14 protein-coding genes are annotated in these 17,906 nt (G+C 60.1%); 6 read left to right on the forward strand and 8 right to left on the reverse strand.

The annotated features are described in order from the left end of the window. Positions 1-95: 95 nt before the first annotated feature. Positions 96-3,359 (reverse strand): PAS domain S-box protein, encoded by a 3,264-nt coding sequence (locus tag HB633_RS03890; RefSeq protein WP_213776759.1) that lies wholly within the window; start codon positions 3,357-3,359, stop codon positions 96-98. Positions 3,360-3,873: 514 nt separating this feature from the next. Here HB633_RS03890 and HB633_RS03895 point away from each other — a divergent pair. Further along, positions 3,874-4,098: a DUF6723 family protein gene (locus HB633_RS03895; protein WP_346730272.1), complete on the forward strand. Its 225-nt coding sequence runs from the start codon at positions 3,874-3,876 to the stop codon at positions 4,096-4,098. Positions 4,099-4,149: 51 nt separating this feature from the next. Here HB633_RS03895 and HB633_RS03900 read toward each other — a convergent pair whose 3' ends face one another. The 7 genes from HB633_RS03900 to HB633_RS03930 all read right to left on the reverse strand — a co-directional run bounded on the left by HB633_RS03900 (position 4,150) and on the right by HB633_RS03930 (position 12,935). Beyond that, positions 4,150-5,535, reverse strand: a complete 1,386-nt coding sequence (locus tag HB633_RS03900) for an aspartate aminotransferase family protein (RefSeq protein ID WP_213776761.1) — start codon at positions 5,533-5,535, stop codon at positions 4,150-4,152. A 67-nt stretch (positions 5,536-5,602) separates the two neighbouring features. Beyond that, a complete protein-coding gene (locus tag HB633_RS03905) occupies positions 5,603-7,081 on the reverse strand; it encodes an NAD-dependent succinate-semialdehyde dehydrogenase (protein WP_213777175.1) in 1,479 nt (492 codons plus the stop codon). 140 nt (positions 7,082-7,221) lie between these two features. After that, positions 7,222-8,244: a N(2)-acetyl-L-2,4-diaminobutanoate deacetylase DoeB gene (doeB, locus tag HB633_RS03910; protein ID WP_213776762.1), complete on the reverse strand. Its 1,023-nt coding sequence runs from the start codon at positions 8,242-8,244 to the stop codon at positions 7,222-7,224. Positions 8,245-8,246: 2 nt separating this feature from the next. After that, a complete protein-coding gene (gene doeA / locus HB633_RS03915; RefSeq protein WP_213776763.1) occupies positions 8,247-9,467 on the reverse strand; it encodes an ectoine hydrolase DoeA in 1,221 nt (406 codons plus the stop codon). 14 nt (positions 9,468-9,481) lie between these two features. Next, positions 9,482-10,474, reverse strand: coding sequence for a cyclodeaminase (locus HB633_RS03920; RefSeq protein WP_213776764.1), 993 nt, complete (start codon positions 10,472-10,474; stop codon positions 9,482-9,484). Position 10,475: 1 nt separating this feature from the next. Next, entirely contained in the window at positions 10,476-11,441 is a 966-nt protein-coding gene (eutB, locus tag HB633_RS03925) for a hydroxyectoine utilization dehydratase EutB (RefSeq protein ID WP_213776765.1), read from the reverse strand. A gap of 96 nt (positions 11,442-11,537) precedes the next feature. Continuing rightward, positions 11,538-12,935 carry an aminotransferase class I/II-fold pyridoxal phosphate-dependent enzyme gene (locus HB633_RS03930; protein WP_213776766.1) on the reverse strand — a complete coding sequence of 466 codons (1,398 nt, stop codon included), beginning with the start codon at positions 12,933-12,935 and terminating at the stop codon, positions 11,538-11,540. 193 nt (positions 12,936-13,128) lie between these two features. Here HB633_RS03930 and ehuB point away from each other — a divergent pair, with 193 nt between their 5' ends. The 5 genes from ehuB to HB633_RS03955 all read left to right on the forward strand — a co-directional run bounded on the left by ehuB (position 13,129) and on the right by HB633_RS03955 (position 17,905). Beyond that, positions 13,129-13,986, forward strand: a complete 858-nt coding sequence (gene ehuB / locus HB633_RS03935; protein ID WP_213776767.1) for an ectoine/hydroxyectoine ABC transporter substrate-binding protein EhuB — start codon at positions 13,129-13,131, stop codon at positions 13,984-13,986. A 90-nt stretch (positions 13,987-14,076) separates the two neighbouring features. After that, the gene (ehuC, locus tag HB633_RS03940; protein WP_213777176.1) at positions 14,077-14,736 is read left to right on the forward strand and encodes an ectoine/hydroxyectoine ABC transporter permease subunit EhuC; all 660 of its coding nucleotides are present in this window, start codon (positions 14,077-14,079) and stop codon (positions 14,734-14,736) included. Continuing rightward, positions 14,733-15,392: an ectoine/hydroxyectoine ABC transporter permease subunit EhuD gene (ehuD, locus tag HB633_RS03945; RefSeq protein ID WP_213776768.1), complete on the forward strand. Its 660-nt coding sequence runs from the start codon at positions 14,733-14,735 to the stop codon at positions 15,390-15,392. Before ehuC ends, ehuD begins: the two co-directional genes overlap by 4 nt. 58 nt (positions 15,393-15,450) lie before the next feature. Further along, positions 15,451-16,275 (forward strand): ectoine/hydroxyectoine ABC transporter ATP-binding protein EhuA, encoded by an 825-nt coding sequence (gene ehuA / locus HB633_RS03950; RefSeq protein ID WP_255580763.1) that lies wholly within the window; start codon positions 15,451-15,453, stop codon positions 16,273-16,275. A 100-nt stretch (positions 16,276-16,375) separates the two neighbouring features. Beyond that, positions 16,376-17,905, forward strand: a complete 1,530-nt coding sequence (locus HB633_RS03955) for an MFS transporter (protein WP_255580736.1) — start codon at positions 16,376-16,378, stop codon at positions 17,903-17,905. The last annotated feature ends 1 nt before the right edge of the window (position 17,906 follow it).

Below are 17,906 nucleotides of genomic sequence, written 5' to 3' on the forward strand. Positions count from 1 at the left end.
TAAAGATCCCCGAAGCTGGTTGTATCGAGAATGAACGCATGATGCAAGTGCCGCATTAATTGCCGACACCGGCACCATGCATATTCCGGAGTAACTCAAGCGTCTTCGAGCCGCTGCAAGATTGCTTCGATGCTGACGGTGTCGTACGGCTTGGTGAGGAACAGCGCACCCGGCACCTCCGATGCATGATTATGGTCGCCGGTTGCGAACACCACGTCCAGCTCGCCACGCAACGCACGCACACGCAACGCGAGTTCTTCACCCGACATGCCGGGAAGTCCCACGTCCGTGATCAATACGTCGATGTGTTCTTTCTGGAGCAGCGCAAGCGCCGCAGGCCCGTCGCCCGCCTGATGCACCACATGCCCGAGCGCCTCGAACAGCTCACCGGTGATCGAGCGGACGAGGTCATCGTCTTCAACGAACAGGATATGGCGTACTCGTGTCGGCGGCGAGGATGCACCGCCTGCCGACGTCGCGGATAACGCCCTTGCAGATCCCGCCGCCTGCACCGAAGAGCTCACTTCACGCTGCCGCTGATTCGACAGCACATGCCGCAGCTTCCTCGCCAGCGCCTCGCGCGTGTAGGGCTTGCTCAGCAGTTCCACGCCGGCGTCCAGCCGCCCGCCATGCACGATCGCGTTTTCCGTATAGCCGGACGTGAACAGCACCGCGATGCCCGGCACACGTTCACGCGCCTTGCGTGCAAGCTCCGGGCTGCGCAAGGGTCCGGGCATGACCACGTCGGTGAACAACAAGTCGATAGGCATGCCGCTGTCGATGATTGCTAGCGCGCTGCTTGCGTCGTTAGCCTTCAGCACCCGATACCCGAGTTCCGAGAGCATTTCGACGACTGTCGCGCGCACTTGTTCGTCGTCTTCCGCAACCAGGATGGTCTCTTCGCCGCCAAGCACCGGCGCCATCTCGGCGATCACGCCGAGGTCCTCCTTGTCGTGCGTGCGCGGCACATACAGCTTGACCGTCGTGCCGTGGCCGGGTTCGCTGTAGATCTTCACGTGGCCGCCGGACTGCTTGACGAAGCCATAAACCATCGAAAGCCCGAGCCCCGAACCCTTGCCTTCGGGTTTCGTGGAGAAGAAAGGTTCATAGGCTTGCGCGAGGACTTCGGGCGTCATGCCGCAACCGGTATCGGTGACCGCGAGCATCACGTACTGGCCCGGCGTGACCTCGGCGTGATCGCGGGCGTAGGCATCGTCGAGCAGCGCATTGCCGACTTCAAGCGTCAGCTTGCCCGCGTTGTCCATGGCGTCACGCGCGTTGATGGCGAGATTGAGAATCGCATTCTCGACGTGCGTTGGATCGACAAAAGTATTCCACAGCCCCGCCGATACAACCGTCTCGATCTCGATCGCTTCACCGAGACTGCGGCGCAACATGTCTTCCATGCCCGCGATAAGCCGCCCGATCCTGAGAGTCTTCGGTTCAAGCGCCTGCCGCCGGCCGAACGCGAGCAGCTGGCTGGCGAGCTTCGCGCCGCGATTCACGCCCGCGATTGCGTTGGAAAGGCGCCGCTCGGCGCGCTCACTGCCTGCAACATCCGCCGCAAGCAATTGCAGATTGCCCGATATGACCTGCAGCAAGTTGTTGAAGTCATGCGCTACGCCGCCGGTCAGCTTGCCGATGGTCTCCATTTTCTGCGATTGCTGGAGCGCCAGTTCGGTGCGCCGCAAGGCTTCCGCTGCCTCGCGATCGGCGGTGATATCGCGGCCGACGGCATGAATGAAGTGTTCGTCGGGCACGGCCGTCCACGAGAGCGTGACGTATGCGCCATCGCGCCGCTGGTATCGATTGACGAACTTGAACGTGCGCACGCCGTCGGCGAGTTCGCCCACCTCGCTGAGCGTGCGGGCACGATCCTCGGGATGGACGAAGTCGATGAACGAGCGGCCGAGCAAGGCCTTCTCGTCCCAGCCAAGAAGCTGCTTCCAGGCGGGATTCACCGACACGATGTTCGCCTCGAAATCGGCGACCAGCATGATGTCCGTGGAAAGACGCCACATCCGGTCGCGATCGGCAATGCTCTCGGCGACTTGCTGTTCGAGCGCCTTGTTCAGGCGCTCGAGCGCCCGCGCCGCCGACTTCTGGTCTTCGATATCGGTGTTCGTTCCAACCCAGCGCGCGATGTAGCCGGCGTTGTCATGAATCGGCAACGCCCGGGAGAGATGCCACCGGTACACGCCGTCGGCCTGGCGAATGCGAAATTCACACTCGAAGGTCGTACCCGATGCCACCGCGTCACGCCATTGACTCGCAGCCCCCGAGAGGTCGTCGGGATGAATGATCGTGCTCCACGCGTGACTGTCCAGACCGTCACGCGCCACACCGCTGTATTCGTAGACGCGGTCGTTGAACCACTCGAATTCGCCGTCGGCGCGCGCGGCCCAGACCTGGTTGGGCATGGCCTGGGCGAAGGTGCGAAACTTCTCTTCGCTGTCATGGACCGCGCGTTCCGCGAGCAGACGGTCGGTGACATCGGTTCCCTGCACGAAGATGCCGATCACCCCGCCCGCTTCGTTGCGTACCGGCTGATAGACGAAGTCGACATAACGCTGCTCCGCGGGCGCCTGCGGCAACCGGTTCAGCACAATGGCCTGCGCCGTTCCCGAGACCGGGACGCCGGTGCTGTACACGCGGTCCATGATCGCGACGAAGCCCTGCTGCTCGAGTTCCGGCAAACCCTCCTGCACGGTTTTGCCGAGGATATTTCGCTCGCCGACCAGTTGCGTGAAAGCGACGTTCGCCAATTCGAAGACGTGCGTGGGACCGGTCAGCATTGCCATGAAGCCGGGCGCCTGTTCGAACATCCGGCGCAGGCGTTCTCGCTCTCCGCTTAGCCAGCGCTCGGCCCGTACCTTTGCCGTCGTCTCCACCACGATGGCGATCACGCCGACGGGAACCCCGCTTTCGCCAAGAATGGGCGAGTAATCGAGGTTCATCCACACCTGTTCGCCGCGGCCATGACGGTGCAGCGTGAGTTCCTGATCCTCGTAACGCAGCGTGCGGCCGGACAAACCGACCTTCATGACGTTGTCGTTGAAATCGGCGATCTCGGACCAGCCTTCCCGCACATTCGATCCCAGAAGTTCCGGATGACGGCCACCGGCGAATATGGAGTAGGCGTCGTTGTAAAGCATGACGCCCTCCTCGCCCCACAAGGTCACGATAGGAACGGGCGACTGGAGGATCAGCGAGATGGTGCTCGTGAGCGTCTTCGACCAGCCAGCGACGGGACCCAACGGCGTACCCGACCAGTCCCTCGATGCAATGATTTTTGCGACTTCTCCGCCTCCGTCGAGAAAGGCGTGGCTGGAGCTGGCGGTCGGTTGTCTATCGTTCATGAGGCAGCGTGTTTAATAACGGACACGGAGAGTCGCGGCGCGGGTGAGCGATTTCGAAAGGTCTGAACGCTCGGTTTAACGCGCGATATTTTACCTTCGTCGCCTGCGCGATACGGGATTTTCATAAGCAGTAAAAATGCCCGAATAAAAACGTCGGATCACGGTGTCCGCGTTTCCTCAAGAAAGATAGTAAGCGTATTACATATGTTTAATTTGGCGTGCGAACCTGCGACCGCCTGGAAGAGTCCCGGCGGTTTTAGCCGTCCATATACGTCCGATTTTGAACGTCGTTCAGGCGCGCAGGCTAGACGTGGCTTGCCTTGGCCCAATCAGTCGTCGCGCCCTGCATGGAAATGCGGGCGCTGTCCGGGTACCCGGACCGGCGCTTGCGCATATGGACGCACCATCAGGTCTATAGAAAGCAGCCTCGTTTGAAATCAAAGCCAAAGCAATGAAGAAGCCGAAACTCGTTTTATCGATGAACCAGCTCAAAAGCAGATCCCCAGGCGGCGCCATGAGCGCGGAGGATTTTGCAATTTACGCGTCGTATCAGATCAACGCGGGCGGTTTGTTTGTTGGAACGTTGAAGGTCATCCGGAAAACCGATGGCCGCATGCTGTTTCCTTTTCAGGGAGCGCCTGTGCTTGGACCCTATCCTTCGCGTCAGGAGGCTCGAGATGCGGCGGCAACCCACGGTGAGCTGATCGTCAAAAGCGATATCGCCAATCCGGAATCCTGAATCCTGAATTCGCTGAAAAAAATGCCGGGCGAACCCGGCAAATTTCACTCATCAATCAATGGTCTGCGTCGCAACCTCGTCGACCGCCTGCTTGACGATACCCACGATCTCATCCACATCTGCCCGCGAGGTGACGAGCGGCGGCGCAAAACCAAGAATGTCCCCGTGCGGCATGGCGCGTGCGATCACCCCGCGCTTCAAAGCCGCCGCCGAAACCTTCGGGCCTACTTTCAGCGCTGCATCGAAAGGCTTGCGGCCGTCCTTGTCCGCCATGAACTCAAGCGCCGCCAGCATGCCCGTGTTGCGCACCTCGCCGACTAGCGGATGCTGGTCGAACGCCGTGTGCAGCTGAGCGCCGAGATAAGCGCCTACGTCGGCGGCGTTTTTCGTCAGGTTCTCGCGTTCTAGGATATTCAGGTTCGCGATGGCCGCAGCCGCGCATATAGGGTGGCCAGAATATGTCCAGCCGTGGCCCATCGGACCATGCTCTTGCGAGCCCTTGTCAATCACGTCCCATACGCGCTCGCCCACGATCACGCCCGAGAGCGGTGCGTACGCGCTCGTGAGCCCCTTGGCAACGGTGATCAGGTCGGGCTGCATGCCGTAGTGCTGCGCGCCCATTTTCGAGCCGAGCCGGCCAAAGCCGCATACGACCTCGTCGGAGATAAGCAGGATGTCGTGCTTCTTCAGTACTTCCTGGACCGCCGCCCAATAGCCTTCCGGCGGCGCAATGATGCCGCCTGTTCCCATGACCGGCTCGCCGATAAACGCCGCGATGGTATCGGCGCCTTCGCGTGCAATCAGTTTCTCGAGTTCATCGACGCAATATGAAACGAACTGCGCTTCGCTCATGCCGGCCGGCGCCTTGCGATACCAGTGCGGACATACCGTATGTTCCACGCGGTCGACCGGCAGGTCGAAGTGCTGATGAAAACTCGGCAAACCCGTAAGACTTCCAGTAACGATCCCCGATCCGTGATAGCCACGTTCGCGCGAGATGATCTTCTTTTTGTTCGGACGCCCAAGTACGTTGTTGTAGTACCAGACGATCTTGATCTGCGTTTCGTTCGCGTCCGAACCGGACATGCCGTAGTAGACCTTCTTCATGCCCGACGGCGCCCAGTCGATGATGCGCGACGACAACTCGATGATCGTGTCAGTCGAGTGACCCACGTAGGTGTGGTAGTAGGCGAGCTTTTTGGCCTGTTCGTAGATGGCGTCGGCGACTTCCGTGCGGCCGTAGCCAATGTTCACGCAGTACAGGCCTGCAAAGGCGTCGATGTAGCTCTTTCCCTCGTGGTCCTCGATGCGAATTCCGTTCGCGCCCTTGATGATCTTGCCGGGGAGTGCGCCACTAGCGTGATCGTGGGCGTGGGTCGAAGGGTGCATGAAGTGGGCACGATCTTCTGTGAATAGCTGTTCCAGTTGCTGCTTCATGGAAGGCTCCTTTTCATTGATTGCGTTTGTCGTGGCGATATTTATTCTGTGGGTCTGGCGGGTGCCCTTACACGTCCACGCCCACGGGAATTCCGAGATTTCCCAGACAGAAGTATTTGGTTTCCACAAAAGGCTCGAAGCCTTCAGCGCCACCTTCGCGCCCGAGCCCTGAAGCCTTCGTCCCGCCAAACGGCACCGGGGCGCCCGTGAACTTGACTCCGTTGACCGAGACCATCGCGAAGTCGAGCCGCCGCACCAGTTGAAATATGATGTCCATGCGCGTCGCGCAAATGTAAGCCGCAAGCCCATGTTCAGTATCATTGGCCTTCGCCACGACTTCATCGAGGGTCTCGAATGAACAGACCGCCGAGGTCGGCGCGAAGTTTTCTTCGTCGTAGATACGCATGCCTGGCGCCGCGTCGGCGATGACCGTGGGCTCGTAGAACCAGCCGCCCCGCGCATGCGCGCGCCCACCCACGGTTACGCGTGCGCCTTTGGACAAGGCGTCGGCTACGCGCTCAACGGTGGTATCGAAAGCAGCCTGATGCATGAGCGGACCGACTTCCACGCCTGCATCGAACGCTGCGCCGACCTTCAGCGCGCTTACCGCATGGCTGTATTGCTCAACGAAACGCTCATACAGCGGCGCAGCCACGAAAATTCGATTGGCCGCACAACAGTCCTGCCCCGACGTCTGGAACTTCGCGCCAACCGCAACACGCACCGCTTGATCAAGATCCGCGTCTTCCGTCACGATAAACGGCGCATTGCCGCCGAGTTCCAGCGCCAGTTTCTTGATACCGGACTCGGCCACCGCACGCGCCACCAGACTGCCGACGCGCGTCGATCCGGTGAAGCTGACGGCGCGCACGCGGACATCGCGTACCAGGGTTTCCATCGCCATTTGCGGCTCACCCAGCACGACGTTGAAGACGCCTGCAGGAAAGCCCGCTTCTTCCGCGAGTTGGGCAAGCGCCAGCGCGGAGAAAGGCGTTTCGTGCGCGGGCTTGACGATCACCGTGCATCCCGCGGCAAGCGCGGCAGCGGCCTTGCGCGTTATCATCGCAACCGGAAAATTCCACGGAGTGATCAGCGCCGCGACGCCGACAGGCTCCATGACAGTGCCGAGAAATGCGCCGTTGATATGCGAAGGAATCGTGCGGCCGGCAAGACGCTTGGCATCGTTTGCATACCATTCCACGAAACTCGCGGCATACGCGATTTCTCCCTTCGATTCCGCCAACGGCTTTCCCTGCTCCAGCGAAAGAATGCCGGCCAGATCGTTCCGATGGCGAAGGATCAGTTCATGCCAGCGCAGCAGGATCGCACTGCGGCGCTCTTGCGGGACCCATCGCCATGATTCGAACGCGCGTTGCGCCGCGCTGATCGAGGCTTCAATCTGCGGACGGTCAAGCATGGGAACATGACCGATCACTTCCTGATCGGCGGGGTTTTGCACCGCGACCGTCGATGCGCTGTCGCTATGAATCCAGCGGCCATCGACATAACACAGCGATTTGAAAAGTACCGGATGACCCAGCATCATGAGAAGCTCCTGATCGCACTGAACTGCATTCATTGTCACCCTCCCCGCGATGCGATTTTTTTGACTGCGTGACTCGTGCTTGCTGTTTTTTCTGTTCTTCGCTCCGTTGCCGCGAAATTTTCTGGGCGTTGTTCAGGTATTCACCCGAGGACCGGAATGTTCTCCTCGATGACATCCGCCACCACGGCGACCGTGTCGCCAATCTGCACGAGGCCGGGGAAGTGCCTTGCCGCCAGCAAGCCTGCGCGGCGCGCAACATATTCCACGGGCGCGGCGCCGGTGCGGGTTGCATCGTAGACACGCGCAAGCACATCCCCTTCTTTTACGAAGCCCCCTAATTCATGGCACATTTCGAGCAAACCGCTGTGTTCGCTGGTGGTGTAGCACGCGTTGTCAGGCATATCGAGCAGGGTCGTCGTGCATTTGCCTTGCGAAAATCCACTGTGGGCGATCACACCCGCATGCGCGAGAAAGCCATGCACGCCGCGCTCGGCGATCCCGATACTCGACGCGGTTGCGGTGCCACCGCCACCCAGCTCCGTCGATACAAAAACCTTGCCCGCCTCCTCCACCGCCGAATCGAACAAACCAACGCTGTCCAGTTCGAGCATGCGCATGGAATACGGTGCGCCGAACGCGCGCATTGCCGCTTCGCATCGAGCCTGCTGCTGTGCATCGGGCAGGACGTGAATTGCGGCGAATGGAAGGAAGTCGAGCGTGCGGCCACCGGCGTGAATATCGAGCACATAGTCGGCAAGCGGCAGCAGATGGCGCTGGAAATAGTCAGCGATCTTTTCGGTCACGGTGCCGTCGGGTTTGCCCGGGAAGCTTCTATTCAGGTTGCCCGAATCCACCGATGAAGTACGCGTCCCCGCCTTGAACGCCGGATAGTTCATGAAGGGCACGATGATCACGCGTCCCGTCACATCGCTTGCCTTGAGATTCGATGCGAGTTTGGACAGTGCGATGGGGCCTTCGTATTCATCGCCGTGATTGCCGCCGGTCAGCAGCACGGTCGGCCCTTCGCCGCGTCGTATCACCGTGATGGGGATCATGATCGCGCCCCAGGCCGAATCGTCACGGGAATACGGGAGCTTCAGGAAACCGTGCTGTTCGCCGTCGGCGGAAAGATCCACCGTCGGCGTGATGGGTGACGCACGCATTGCTACTCCTTCACAAACAATTTGCGAGGCGTGTTGCAGAAGGTCTCGACGCCCGTGTCTGTAATCAGGATGCTTTCCGTGATTTCCAGACCCCAGTCGTCAAGCCATAGGCCAGGCATGAAGTGGAACGTCATGCCCGGTTCGAGGACGGTCTTGTCCCCTGGACGCAAACTCATCGTGCGCTCGCCCCAATCGGGCGGATAACTCGCGCCGATCGGGTAACCGCAGCGGCTGTCCTTTTCAATTCCTGATTTACGCAAGACCGCAAAAAACGCATTGGCGATGTCTTCACAAAGGTTGCCGGGTTTCGCGGCGGCAAGGCCTGCTTCAATGCCCTCCACCACCGCCTTCTCCGCATCGATGAAATGCTGCGGCGGCCGCCCGAGATACACCGTGCGCGATTGCGGGCAGTGATAACGCTTGAAGCAGCCAGCAATTTCGAAGAAGGTACCGGCGTCCGTGGTGAAGCGCGAGTCGTCCCAGGTGAGATGGGGGGCGGCAGCGTCGGAGCCTGTCGGCAGCAAGGGCACAATGGCGGGATAGTCACCGCCATGCCCTTCTATTCCCGTTATGCCCGCCGAATAAATTTCCGCGACCAGGTCGCTCTTGCGCATGCCCGGCTCCACCTTGTCGAGAATGCGCGCGTGCATCTTCTCCACAATGCGTGCCGCCACACGCATGTATTCGATCTCGCGCGGCGACTTGACGGCGCGTTGCCAATTCACCAAACCCGTTGCATCGATCCAATGCGCATGGGGCAAGCTCCGTGTGAGAGACGCGTACGCGGCAGCGCTGAAATAGTAGTTATCCATCTCCACGCCTATCCGGCATTTTTCCCAGCCACGTGCCTGGATCACCTGCCTCGACAGATAGTCCATCGGATGCCGGACTTGCGACTGAACGTAATAGTCCGGATAACCAACTATCTGGTCATGCTGGATAAACGCCGTGCGCTTGGCGCCGTTTGCATCCTGTCCGCGACCGAACCACACGGGCTCGCCGTCCATCGCCAGGAGCACGCATTGGTGCACGTAGAACGACCAACCGTCGTAACCCGTGAGCCACCCCATGTTGGTCGGATCGGAGACGATCAGAAGATCGATTCCCGCCTTGTGCATGGCTTGCCGGGTCTTCGCGATGCGCGCGTCGTACTCGCTTCGCTCGAACGACAGACGTGCAGCAACCGCCGCCGGTTGCTGTTGCGTGTTCGTTAATGTTGACATCGTCCCCTTCCTTCTCAGAGCGTCACGTCGTTATGAAAAATAGTTCCTGCATTCAGTACACGGGCACGTTGCAGCGCCAGGACTGCGATCGCGGTGTCCTGCGCGCCCGTGCCGGTGAGGTCACAGACGGTGATATCGGCGTCGTCTGTACGGCCCCTATGCGTGCCCGCGATGACTTGACCCAACTCGGCAAAACTCTCGCCCTCCTTCACGACGCCGGCATCAAGTGCGTGATGCAGTTCGCCAAGTACGCGCGTTTGCTGCAAGCGGTCGCAAATGTATTTCGCGGTCGCAAGCACGCCTGGCGCAAGCTCGTTCTTGTGCTCGGCATCGGACCCCATCGCGGTGATGTGCAATCCCGGATGCAGGTCCTCCGTGCGAATGAGAGGGGTGCGGCTCGGCGTCGTCGTTATCGCGATGTCCGCTTGTGCAAGCGCGTCGTGTACGTTGGCTGAAACCTCGCATGGAACGCCTTTCACGCATTCAGCGAAGCTCCGTGCGCGCGCTGCATCCCTCGCCCAGACGGTCACATGATCGATGTCGCGGACCGGCCGCAACGCCTGCAACTGGAGACGCGCCTGTTCACCCGCGCCGATCAAGGCAACGCGCCTGGCGTCCTTGCGGGCCAGCCAGCGCGCAGCGACGGCGCCTGCCGCGGCAGTACGCACCGCGGTGAGGTAACCGTTGTCCAGCAACACGGCCTCGGTCATTCCTGTTCGTGCCGACAGCACCAGCATCAGTCCGTTCAAACTCGGTAAACCGAGCGACGGATTGTTGAAGAAACCGGGGCTGACCTTGATCGCGAAGCTGTCGAATCTCGGCAGCCACGCGGTCTTCACATCCACTTCGCCGGCATGTTCGGGCAGGTCGAGACGGAGGATGGGCGGCATGGCGACAGGTTCCGTCGCGAGCGAAAGAAATGCCGCTTCAATCTGGTCGATCGCAGCCAGGTCCAGTGGAACAAGCTCGCGCAATTGCGCTTCGCCGAGCAGGGTGATGGAGGGCATTTCAAGCCTCCCGGATCAATCGGCGATGCAGGTTCATATCGATGTTCGATCCGCTAATGACCAGGACAACCGGCCCGCGCTTGACATCGATACGCCCATCAAGAATCGCCGCAATGCCGACTGCCGCCGCGCCCTCCATCACCAGACGTTCCTCGCAATAGGCAAACACAATGCCCCTCGCAATGGACGCTTCGTCGAGCAGCACGACGTTGTCGATGAGCGTTTGCGTCATTGCAAACGTGTGCTGGTTATCGAGACCGATACCGCCGCCCAGCGAGTCGGCAAGGGTCTCGATTTCATCGACGAGAACCGGGCTGCCCGCCGCGAGACTTGCATGCATCGCGGCGCCGCGTTCCATGGTGACGCCGGTCATCGTTATGTCATCGCGGATTTTTTTTGCCGCGAACGCGACGCCGCTGAAGAGGCCTCCGCCCGACAAGGGCACAGCAATGCTTGCTGTATCGGGCAACGTCTCCATGATCTCAAGGCCGATCGTTGCTTGCCCCGCGATCACGTTCATGTCGTCGAAAGGCGGGACGAACGCGAACCCCTCGTCGCGAACCAGACGCAGCGCTTCGACCTGCGCTTCGTCCTGACTTTTCCCCACGATCACGACGCGCGCGCCGAGGGCATCGACCGCATCGACCTTGTTTTGCGGCACCAGGGCCGACATGCATACGACCGCTTGCATTCCGAGCGCGCGCGCCGCATGGGCCACGGCGCGGCCATGATTTCCCGTCGATGCCGTCACCACCTTGCTGATGCCGCGCTCGGCGAGAATGGCCAAAGCATTGGTCGCGCCACGCAGCTTGAAGCTGCCGGTAGGCTGCATGGTTTCGAGCTTGAGATAGACAGGCGTACCCGCGATGCGGGACAACGCCGCTGATTCGATGAGCGGCGTACGCGTCACGCGCCCCTCGATACGGCGGCGTGCGGCATAGACATCTGCAAGCGTAAGAGAAGACATGAACAGAGGCGCATCCGTGGATTGGTGCGACCGAGTCTAATGTCCTAAAAATGCGTTTTTAATGTCCTAGTTCAATCTTCGGGAAAGCGGCGCTGTCTAGTTGAAATCGTGCACATGCGGATATTGCTCGAAGACCTCGGCGATGGTTTCAAGCGCGCTCCGGAAAGTTTGATCGCCGACTTCGGCGCCCACGCACAAGCGCACCGCGTTCGGCCGATCCGCGCCACGCACGAGGAACGGGTCCGGCGATGTCACCGCAATCTCGCGCTTGCGCAACTCGCGCGTGACGCGATCGGCTTGCCAATAATCGGGCACCTTGAGCCATGCCGATAACGCTTGCGGATGACTCCCGAGCAAATAAGCGCCGAGCACTTCGCGCACCATCGCCTGACGCGTCCCGAGACGCTCGCGCTGCACGTTGACGAGGTGCTGCGCGGTGCCATCCATGATCCAGCGGGTGGCAACTTCGGCCATCGGTGACGTCGCCATCCAGCTGCTTACGCGCAGCACGCTTTCGGCGCGCAGCGCAAGACGTCGCGGCATGGTGAGATATCCGATCCGCAAGCCGGTCAGCACCGACTTCGTCATGCTCGTGCAATAGAACGACAACTCGGGAATCAGGCTGGAAATGGGCGTCTGTGTCTTGGCGGGCAGCGCGCCATAGACATCGTCCTCGATCACGTACACGCCATAGCGCTCGGCGATGCGCGCAATGGCGCGACGCCGCGAGTCCGGCATCATGGCTACCGTCGGATTGTTCAACGTGGGCGTGCAGACCAGCGCACTGATGCGTTCGCTGTCGCACATCTCTTCGAAATGTTCGGGACGTATGCCGTGTTCGTCGTTTTCCAGACCCTTGAGCGTGAAACCAAGCACGTTCGCCGAGCCGATCACGCCGTGGTCGGTGAGGCTCTCGCAAAGCACGGTGTCGCCCGGTCCAACAAACGATGCCAGCGCGAGGAAGATGCCATGCGCGGCGCCGTTGGTGACCAACAGCGTCTCGGGATTCGCGGGCATACCCAGCGAAGCCAGCCATGCCACGCCCGCCTGCCGGTGATGCTCGAAGCCCGCGATCGGCCTGAATGCACGAATCCATGGCTGGTCTTCGACAGTGGCAAGGGTTGCGCAAACCTTGCGCCACATGGCGTCGTGCTCGGGCGTATGCACGATCCGCGCGATGGAAAAATCGATGACCTCGCGCTCGGCGGTATCGAGCATGTAGCTTGACATGGTCTCGGTCACGCGTGCGGCCACGAAGCTGCCGCGCCCGACCTCGCAGCGGATCAGGCCTTGTCGCTCCAATTCTTTGTACGCGTTCGTCACGGTCTGCACGCTGATGGCGAGATCGGCTGCCACCTCACGCTGAGGCGGCAGCCGCGTGCCGGAAACCAGCACCGCGCTTTCAATATCCGCTGCGATTGCTTTGACCAGACGTTTGTATTTCGACTCGACGCCGTGCACCGTGCGCACCGCGTCACGCCATTGCTCATTCACGTTTCATCTCCTTGAATGCACTCCATAGTGGCGCAAAAGCGGTCGCGAAAATTATTGTCCTAGAGCAATTCGAACAAATATATGGCTTTGTATGCTGCGTTCATGGCGGTGCGGCGAAACCTTGAATTCTTTTTTGGACCAAGGGTTTAGGAGCATCCCCTCAACCACGCGACCACAACGGGAAATCATCGAAATGAAACTCAGACGAGTGTCAGCAATGCTGGGGGCGCTGTACATGATCGCAGCGGCGGGGCTAACGGTTCACGCATCGGACGTCAGCGCTGAAACTACATTGCAGCGCATCCAGCGCACCGGTGAGGTCCGCATTGGATATGCAAATGAAACGCCGTTCGCGTACACGACGTCCGACGGCACCGTTACAGGTGAATCACCGGAAATCGCCAAGAAGGTCTTTGCCAAGCTCGGTGTAAAGAAAGTGGATGCGGTGCTGACCGAGTGGGGTTCGCTCATTCCCGGCTTGCGCGCGGGACGCTTCGACGTGATCGCAGCGGGCATGTACGTAACGCCGGAACGCTGCAAACAGGTCGCATTCGCCGATCCGCAATACCAGATCCAGGACACGCTGCTGACAATGAAGGGAAACCCGAAGAAGCTGACGAGCTACGCGGATATCGGCAAGAATCCTGATACAAAACTCGCCGTGATGGCCGGGTCCGTGGAGCTGGGTTATGCGCGCGACTCGGGTGTGAAGGACTCGCAATTGCTCCAAGTACCTGACACGACCGCGCAACTTCAGGCAGTACGGGCCGGCCGTGCCGACGCCGCGGCCGGTACCGCGCTCACCATGAAGGGGCTGGCAGCCAAGGCAGGCCCCAGCGTGGAAGCAATTCCGAAATTCAACGACGATCCAAAACACACGGGCTACGGCGCGCTCGCTTTCCGCCCCGACGATACCGACCTGCGCGATGCCGTCAACAAGCAACTGCATACGTGGCTCGGTACGCCTGACCATTTGAAAACGGTCGAGCCTTTCGGTTTCGACAAGAGCAACCTGCCGGACAAAACGACCGCGCAATTGTGCGGCGGCTGACCCGTTGGAAAACGTTCTTGCCTCTAATGACAGGCCGGCACGCGCCGGCTTGCACCGCTTCCAAGCCTAGCGAGGAACACCATGGGCGATATGCATGAACTGCTGCCCCTGCTGCTGAAGGGCACGCTCGTCACTCTACAGATCGCCGTGTTCGGCATCTTGCTGGCGATCCTGATGGCGGGTATCGGGACCATCTTGCGTACGTCGGCCTGGCGCGTGCTGCGCTGGATCGGGAACGTGTACGTTGAAGTGTTCCGCGGGACATCGCTGCTCGTGCAGCTCTTCTGGCTGTTCTTCGTGTTGCCGCTGCCGCCTTTCAATCTCGCACTGACGCCCTTCACCGTGGCCATCGTCGGGCTGGGGCTGCATTACGGCGCATATGGCTCCGAGATCCTGCGCGGCGCGCTGCGCTCCGTTCCCGGCGGCCAGTTCGAAGCGGCAATAGCACTGAACATGACGGCCGCGACCAGGATGCGCCGCATTGTCCTGCCACAAGCCATGATCAATGCACTCCCGCCCGCGACCAACCTGATGATCGAGCTGTTGAAAGGCACGTCCCTGGTTTCGTTGATCACTCTCTCCGACCTGACGTTCCGCGCCCGCCAGCTCGACGAAGCGACTTTCAAAACCGCTGAGATCTTTGCGCTGACTCTGTTGATCTACTTCGTCTTGGCGCAAGTGGTAGTCGCCATCATGCGTCATTTCGAACGGCGCGTGAGTCACGGCATCGCACAAAGGACGGTGAAATGAACTCCTTCTTCGATGTCAAATATGCGTTGCATATCCTGCCCGAACTCCTGCGTGCGTCTATGTACACCATCGGCATCACGCTCGTGGGATTTGTCATCGCGCTGGTGCTTGGACTCGTACTCGCTGTGCTAAGACGCAGTTCTATTGCGAGCGTTTCGCGCGTAACCGGATTTTTTATCGAGTTCATTCGCAGCACGCCGCTCCTGATCCAGGTCTACGTTCTTTTCTACGTCGCGCCGCTTTACGGCATCACCATGTCGGCGTTGCTGGCAGGCACTATCGGCATAGCGGTCCACTATGCGTGTTACGTGTCCGAGGTTTATCGCGCGGGACTCAATGGTGTGGCGCGCGGTCAGTGGGAAGCGGCCTGCGCGTTGTCGCTGTCACCGTGGCGCACGTACAGCGGCGTGATCCTGCCGCAAGCCATTCGTCCCGTGATTCCCGCGCTTGGCAACTATCTCGTCGCGATGTTCAAGGACACGCCAGTGCTCTCGGCGATCACGGTCGTCGAACTCATGCAGCAAGCGAAGAACATCGGCTCGGAGACGTTCCGGTATCTCGAACCGATCACCATGACCGGCCTGTTCTTTTTATTGATCAGCGTGACATTTGCTTCGGGCGTGCGTCACCTCGAACGTCGCGTGAGACTGCCATGATGCGAAAGCTGCACGACCTGCATGCAGGAGCACGCTGATGGAACTTCAGGAGAAGCAGATGAAACGGGATCTCAACCCTGCACTCGGCGCCAACGGTACCGGGAACACCATCCAGCCGATGGTCCGGTTTGCCGGCGTCACGAAACGCTATGGCGCGCTCACCGTGCTGGATGCACTCGATCTGGAAGTGGGACGCAATGAGAAGGTCGCAATCATTGGACCAAGCGGTTCAGGTAAATCGACATTGCTGCGCGTGTTGATGACGCTCGATCCGCTGACGGACGGGATGATAGAAGTGGAAGGCGAACCGTTGACGCACATGCGCCGCAACGGCGCACTGGTTCCTGCATCCGAGCGGCACGTGCGCGAAGTACGCCGCAAGATCGGCATGGTGTTCCAGAGCTTCAATCTCTTTCCGCACATGACCGCATTGCAGAACACAATAGAAGCGCCGTTAAGCGTACTCGGCATGTCGAAGCGCGACGCCAACGAGCGTGGGCGCGAGTTGCTTTCAATGGTGGGGCTCGATGACAAATGCAATCACTATCCCTCGCAATTGTCGGGCGGACAGCAGCAGCGTGTGGCAATTGCTCGCGCACTCGCGATGCGCCCAAAAGTCATGCTGTTCGATGAAGTAACGTCCGCGCTCGACCCCGAATTATGCGGTGAAGTGCTGAGCGTGATTCGCAAGCTCGGCCGCGAACATGATCTGACGATGCTGATGGTGACGCACCAGATGGGCTTCGCCAAGGAGTTTGCTGACCGTGTGTGTTTCTTTTCGCAAGGCAAGATCATCGAGCAGGCTGCGCCGCAGCAGTTCTTCGCCGCGCCGCAGCACGAACGCACGCAGCAGTTCCTGCGTGCGGTGCGGGAGGCGACATAAACGCGGCAACCGCAACATCGCAAATAAAAATATAATCGCCACGACCGGTATGGCTTCCCCGAGGGCGCCGACGCGTTCACCTTGAACCCGAGGCAAGCCGATGTCCACAGCAAGCGCTCCACCCACTCCGCCGCTCGAAACCGCCGGCAACATGGCCGTGCTTATCGTCGCGATCCTTGGGTCGAGCATGGCGTTTATCGATGGAACGATCGTCAACGTCGCGCTGCCCGCGCTGCAAAGTGCCCTGCGTGCAAGCTCCAGCAACCTGCAATGGGTTGTCGAGGCATATGCGCTGTCCTTGTCTTCGCTGCTGCTTGTAGGCGGCTCCATGGGCGATATCTATGGGCGAAGGAAGATCTTCCTCTTAGGCGTATCGCTGTTCGCCGCCGGCTCGGCTTGGTGCGGATTTGTCGGGTCTGTCGATGCGCTGATCCTTGCCCGCGGCGTTCAGGGCATCGGCGCTGCCTTCCTCGTACCGGGTAGTCTTTCTCTTATCAGCGCGGCATATCCCTCGGCGCAACGCGGGCGGGCGATCGGAACGTGGTCTGGCTTCACGGCCATCACAGCAGCGACAGGCCCCGTTTTCGGCGGGTGGCTCGTCGAGCACATCTCATGGCGCGCGGTGTTTTTTATCAACGTGCCACTCGCCGCGCTCGTCATATGGATGACGATCCGGTACGTGCACGAAAGCCGGAATATGTTGATTTCCCGCAGGCTCGACTGGCCCGGCGCACTGCTCGCATGCGTAGGTTTGGGCGGCGTCACTTATGCACTGATCGAGGGCGTGAACGGCGGCATGAGCGTGCTTATTGCCGCGCTGGCGGGTCTAGCTGCAATGACGGGATTCATTGTGGTCGAGGCACGGTCCCTTTCGCCGATGGTGCCCCTGGCACTTTTCAAGTCGCGAACGTTTAGCGGCGCGAACCTGATCACGCTTTTCTTGTATTCAGGCCTTGGAGGTGTTCTCTATTTCCTTCCGCTTAATCTGATTCAGGTACAGCACTATTCGGCGACGCAGGCAGGCGCCGCGCTTTTACCGCTTATCCTTATCATCTTCCTGCTTTCGCGCTGGTCGGGCGGGTTGATTGCGCGGCATGGGTCCAAAGGTCCCTTGACCATCGGGTCGCTTATCGTGGCGGTTGGATTCGGATTGCTCGCGTGGCCGGGAATAGGCGGATCTTATTGGGCGACTTTCTTTGCGCCTCTCGTCATTCTCGGTCTGGGCATGGCTATCTGCGTCGCGCCCTTGACTACATCGGTGATGAACGCAGCGCCAGAAAATCAATCGGGCGTAGCTTCCGGCGTGAACAACGCGGTATCGCGTGTTGCCGGTTTGATCGCCGTCGCGCTGTTTGGCCTGATCCTCTCTGCAAGCTTCAATCGTTCCCTCAGTACGCGCCTCGAACCGTTAGGGCTTTCGCAAATTCAGCGTCATCAGGTCGACGAACAACGTCCATTGCTCGCCGCCGCGACGAGTCCAAACGCTCAAATCGTGCGAGCGATCGACGAATCATTCGTTGCGGGATATCGGGTTGTCGTGAGTCTTGCAGCCATCCTTGCTTTAGCCAGTGCTGTTAGCGCCATGCTATTCCTTGAAGCGCAACTAACGACAAAACCGCCTGCATCTTGAC

The sequence above is a fragment of the Caballeronia sp. dw_276 genome, assembly GCF_018449635.1.
Taxonomy (GTDB): Bacteria; Pseudomonadota; Gammaproteobacteria; order Burkholderiales; family Burkholderiaceae; genus Caballeronia.

Excerpts from the sequence above, each read along its gene's own strand:
- ehuD (WP_213776768.1), top strand. The coding sequence starts at position 14,733 with ATGAACTCCTTCTTCGATGTCAAATATGCGTTGCATATCCTGCCCGAA.
- ehuC (WP_213777176.1), top strand. The coding sequence starts at position 14,077 with ATGCATGAACTGCTGCCCCTGCTGCTGAAGGGCACGCTCGTCACTCTA.
- HB633_RS03920 (WP_213776764.1), bottom strand. The coding sequence starts at position 10,474 with ATGCCCTCCATCACCCTGCTCGGCGAAGCGCAATTGCGCGAGCTTGTT.
- ehuA (WP_255580763.1), top strand. The coding sequence starts at position 15,451 with ATGAAACGGGATCTCAACCCTGCACTCGGCGCCAACGGTACCGGGAAC.
- eutB (WP_213776765.1), bottom strand. The coding sequence starts at position 11,441 with ATGTCTTCTCTTACGCTTGCAGATGTCTATGCCGCACGCCGCCGTATC.
- doeB (WP_213776762.1), bottom strand. The coding sequence starts at position 8,244 with ATGCGTGCGTCACCCATCACGCCGACGGTGGATCTTTCCGCCGACGGC.
- HB633_RS03890 (WP_213776759.1), bottom strand. The coding sequence starts at position 3,359 with ATGAACGATAGACAACCGACCGCCAGCTCCAGCCACGCCTTTCTCGAC.
- HB633_RS03895 (WP_346730272.1), top strand. The coding sequence starts at position 3,874 with ATGAGCGCGGAGGATTTTGCAATTTACGCGTCGTATCAGATCAACGCG.
- HB633_RS03905 (WP_213777175.1), bottom strand. The coding sequence starts at position 7,081 with ATGATGCTGGGTCATCCGGTACTTTTCAAATCGCTGTGTTATGTCGAT.
- HB633_RS03900 (WP_213776761.1), bottom strand. The coding sequence starts at position 5,535 with ATGAAGCAGCAACTGGAACAGCTATTCACAGAAGATCGTGCCCACTTC.
- ehuB (WP_213776767.1), top strand. The coding sequence starts at position 13,129 with ATGAAACTCAGACGAGTGTCAGCAATGCTGGGGGCGCTGTACATGATC.
- HB633_RS03955 (WP_255580736.1), top strand. The coding sequence starts at position 16,376 with ATGTCCACAGCAAGCGCTCCACCCACTCCGCCGCTCGAAACCGCCGGC.
- doeA (WP_213776763.1), bottom strand. The coding sequence starts at position 9,467 with ATGTCAACATTAACGAACACGCAACAGCAACCGGCGGCGGTTGCTGCA.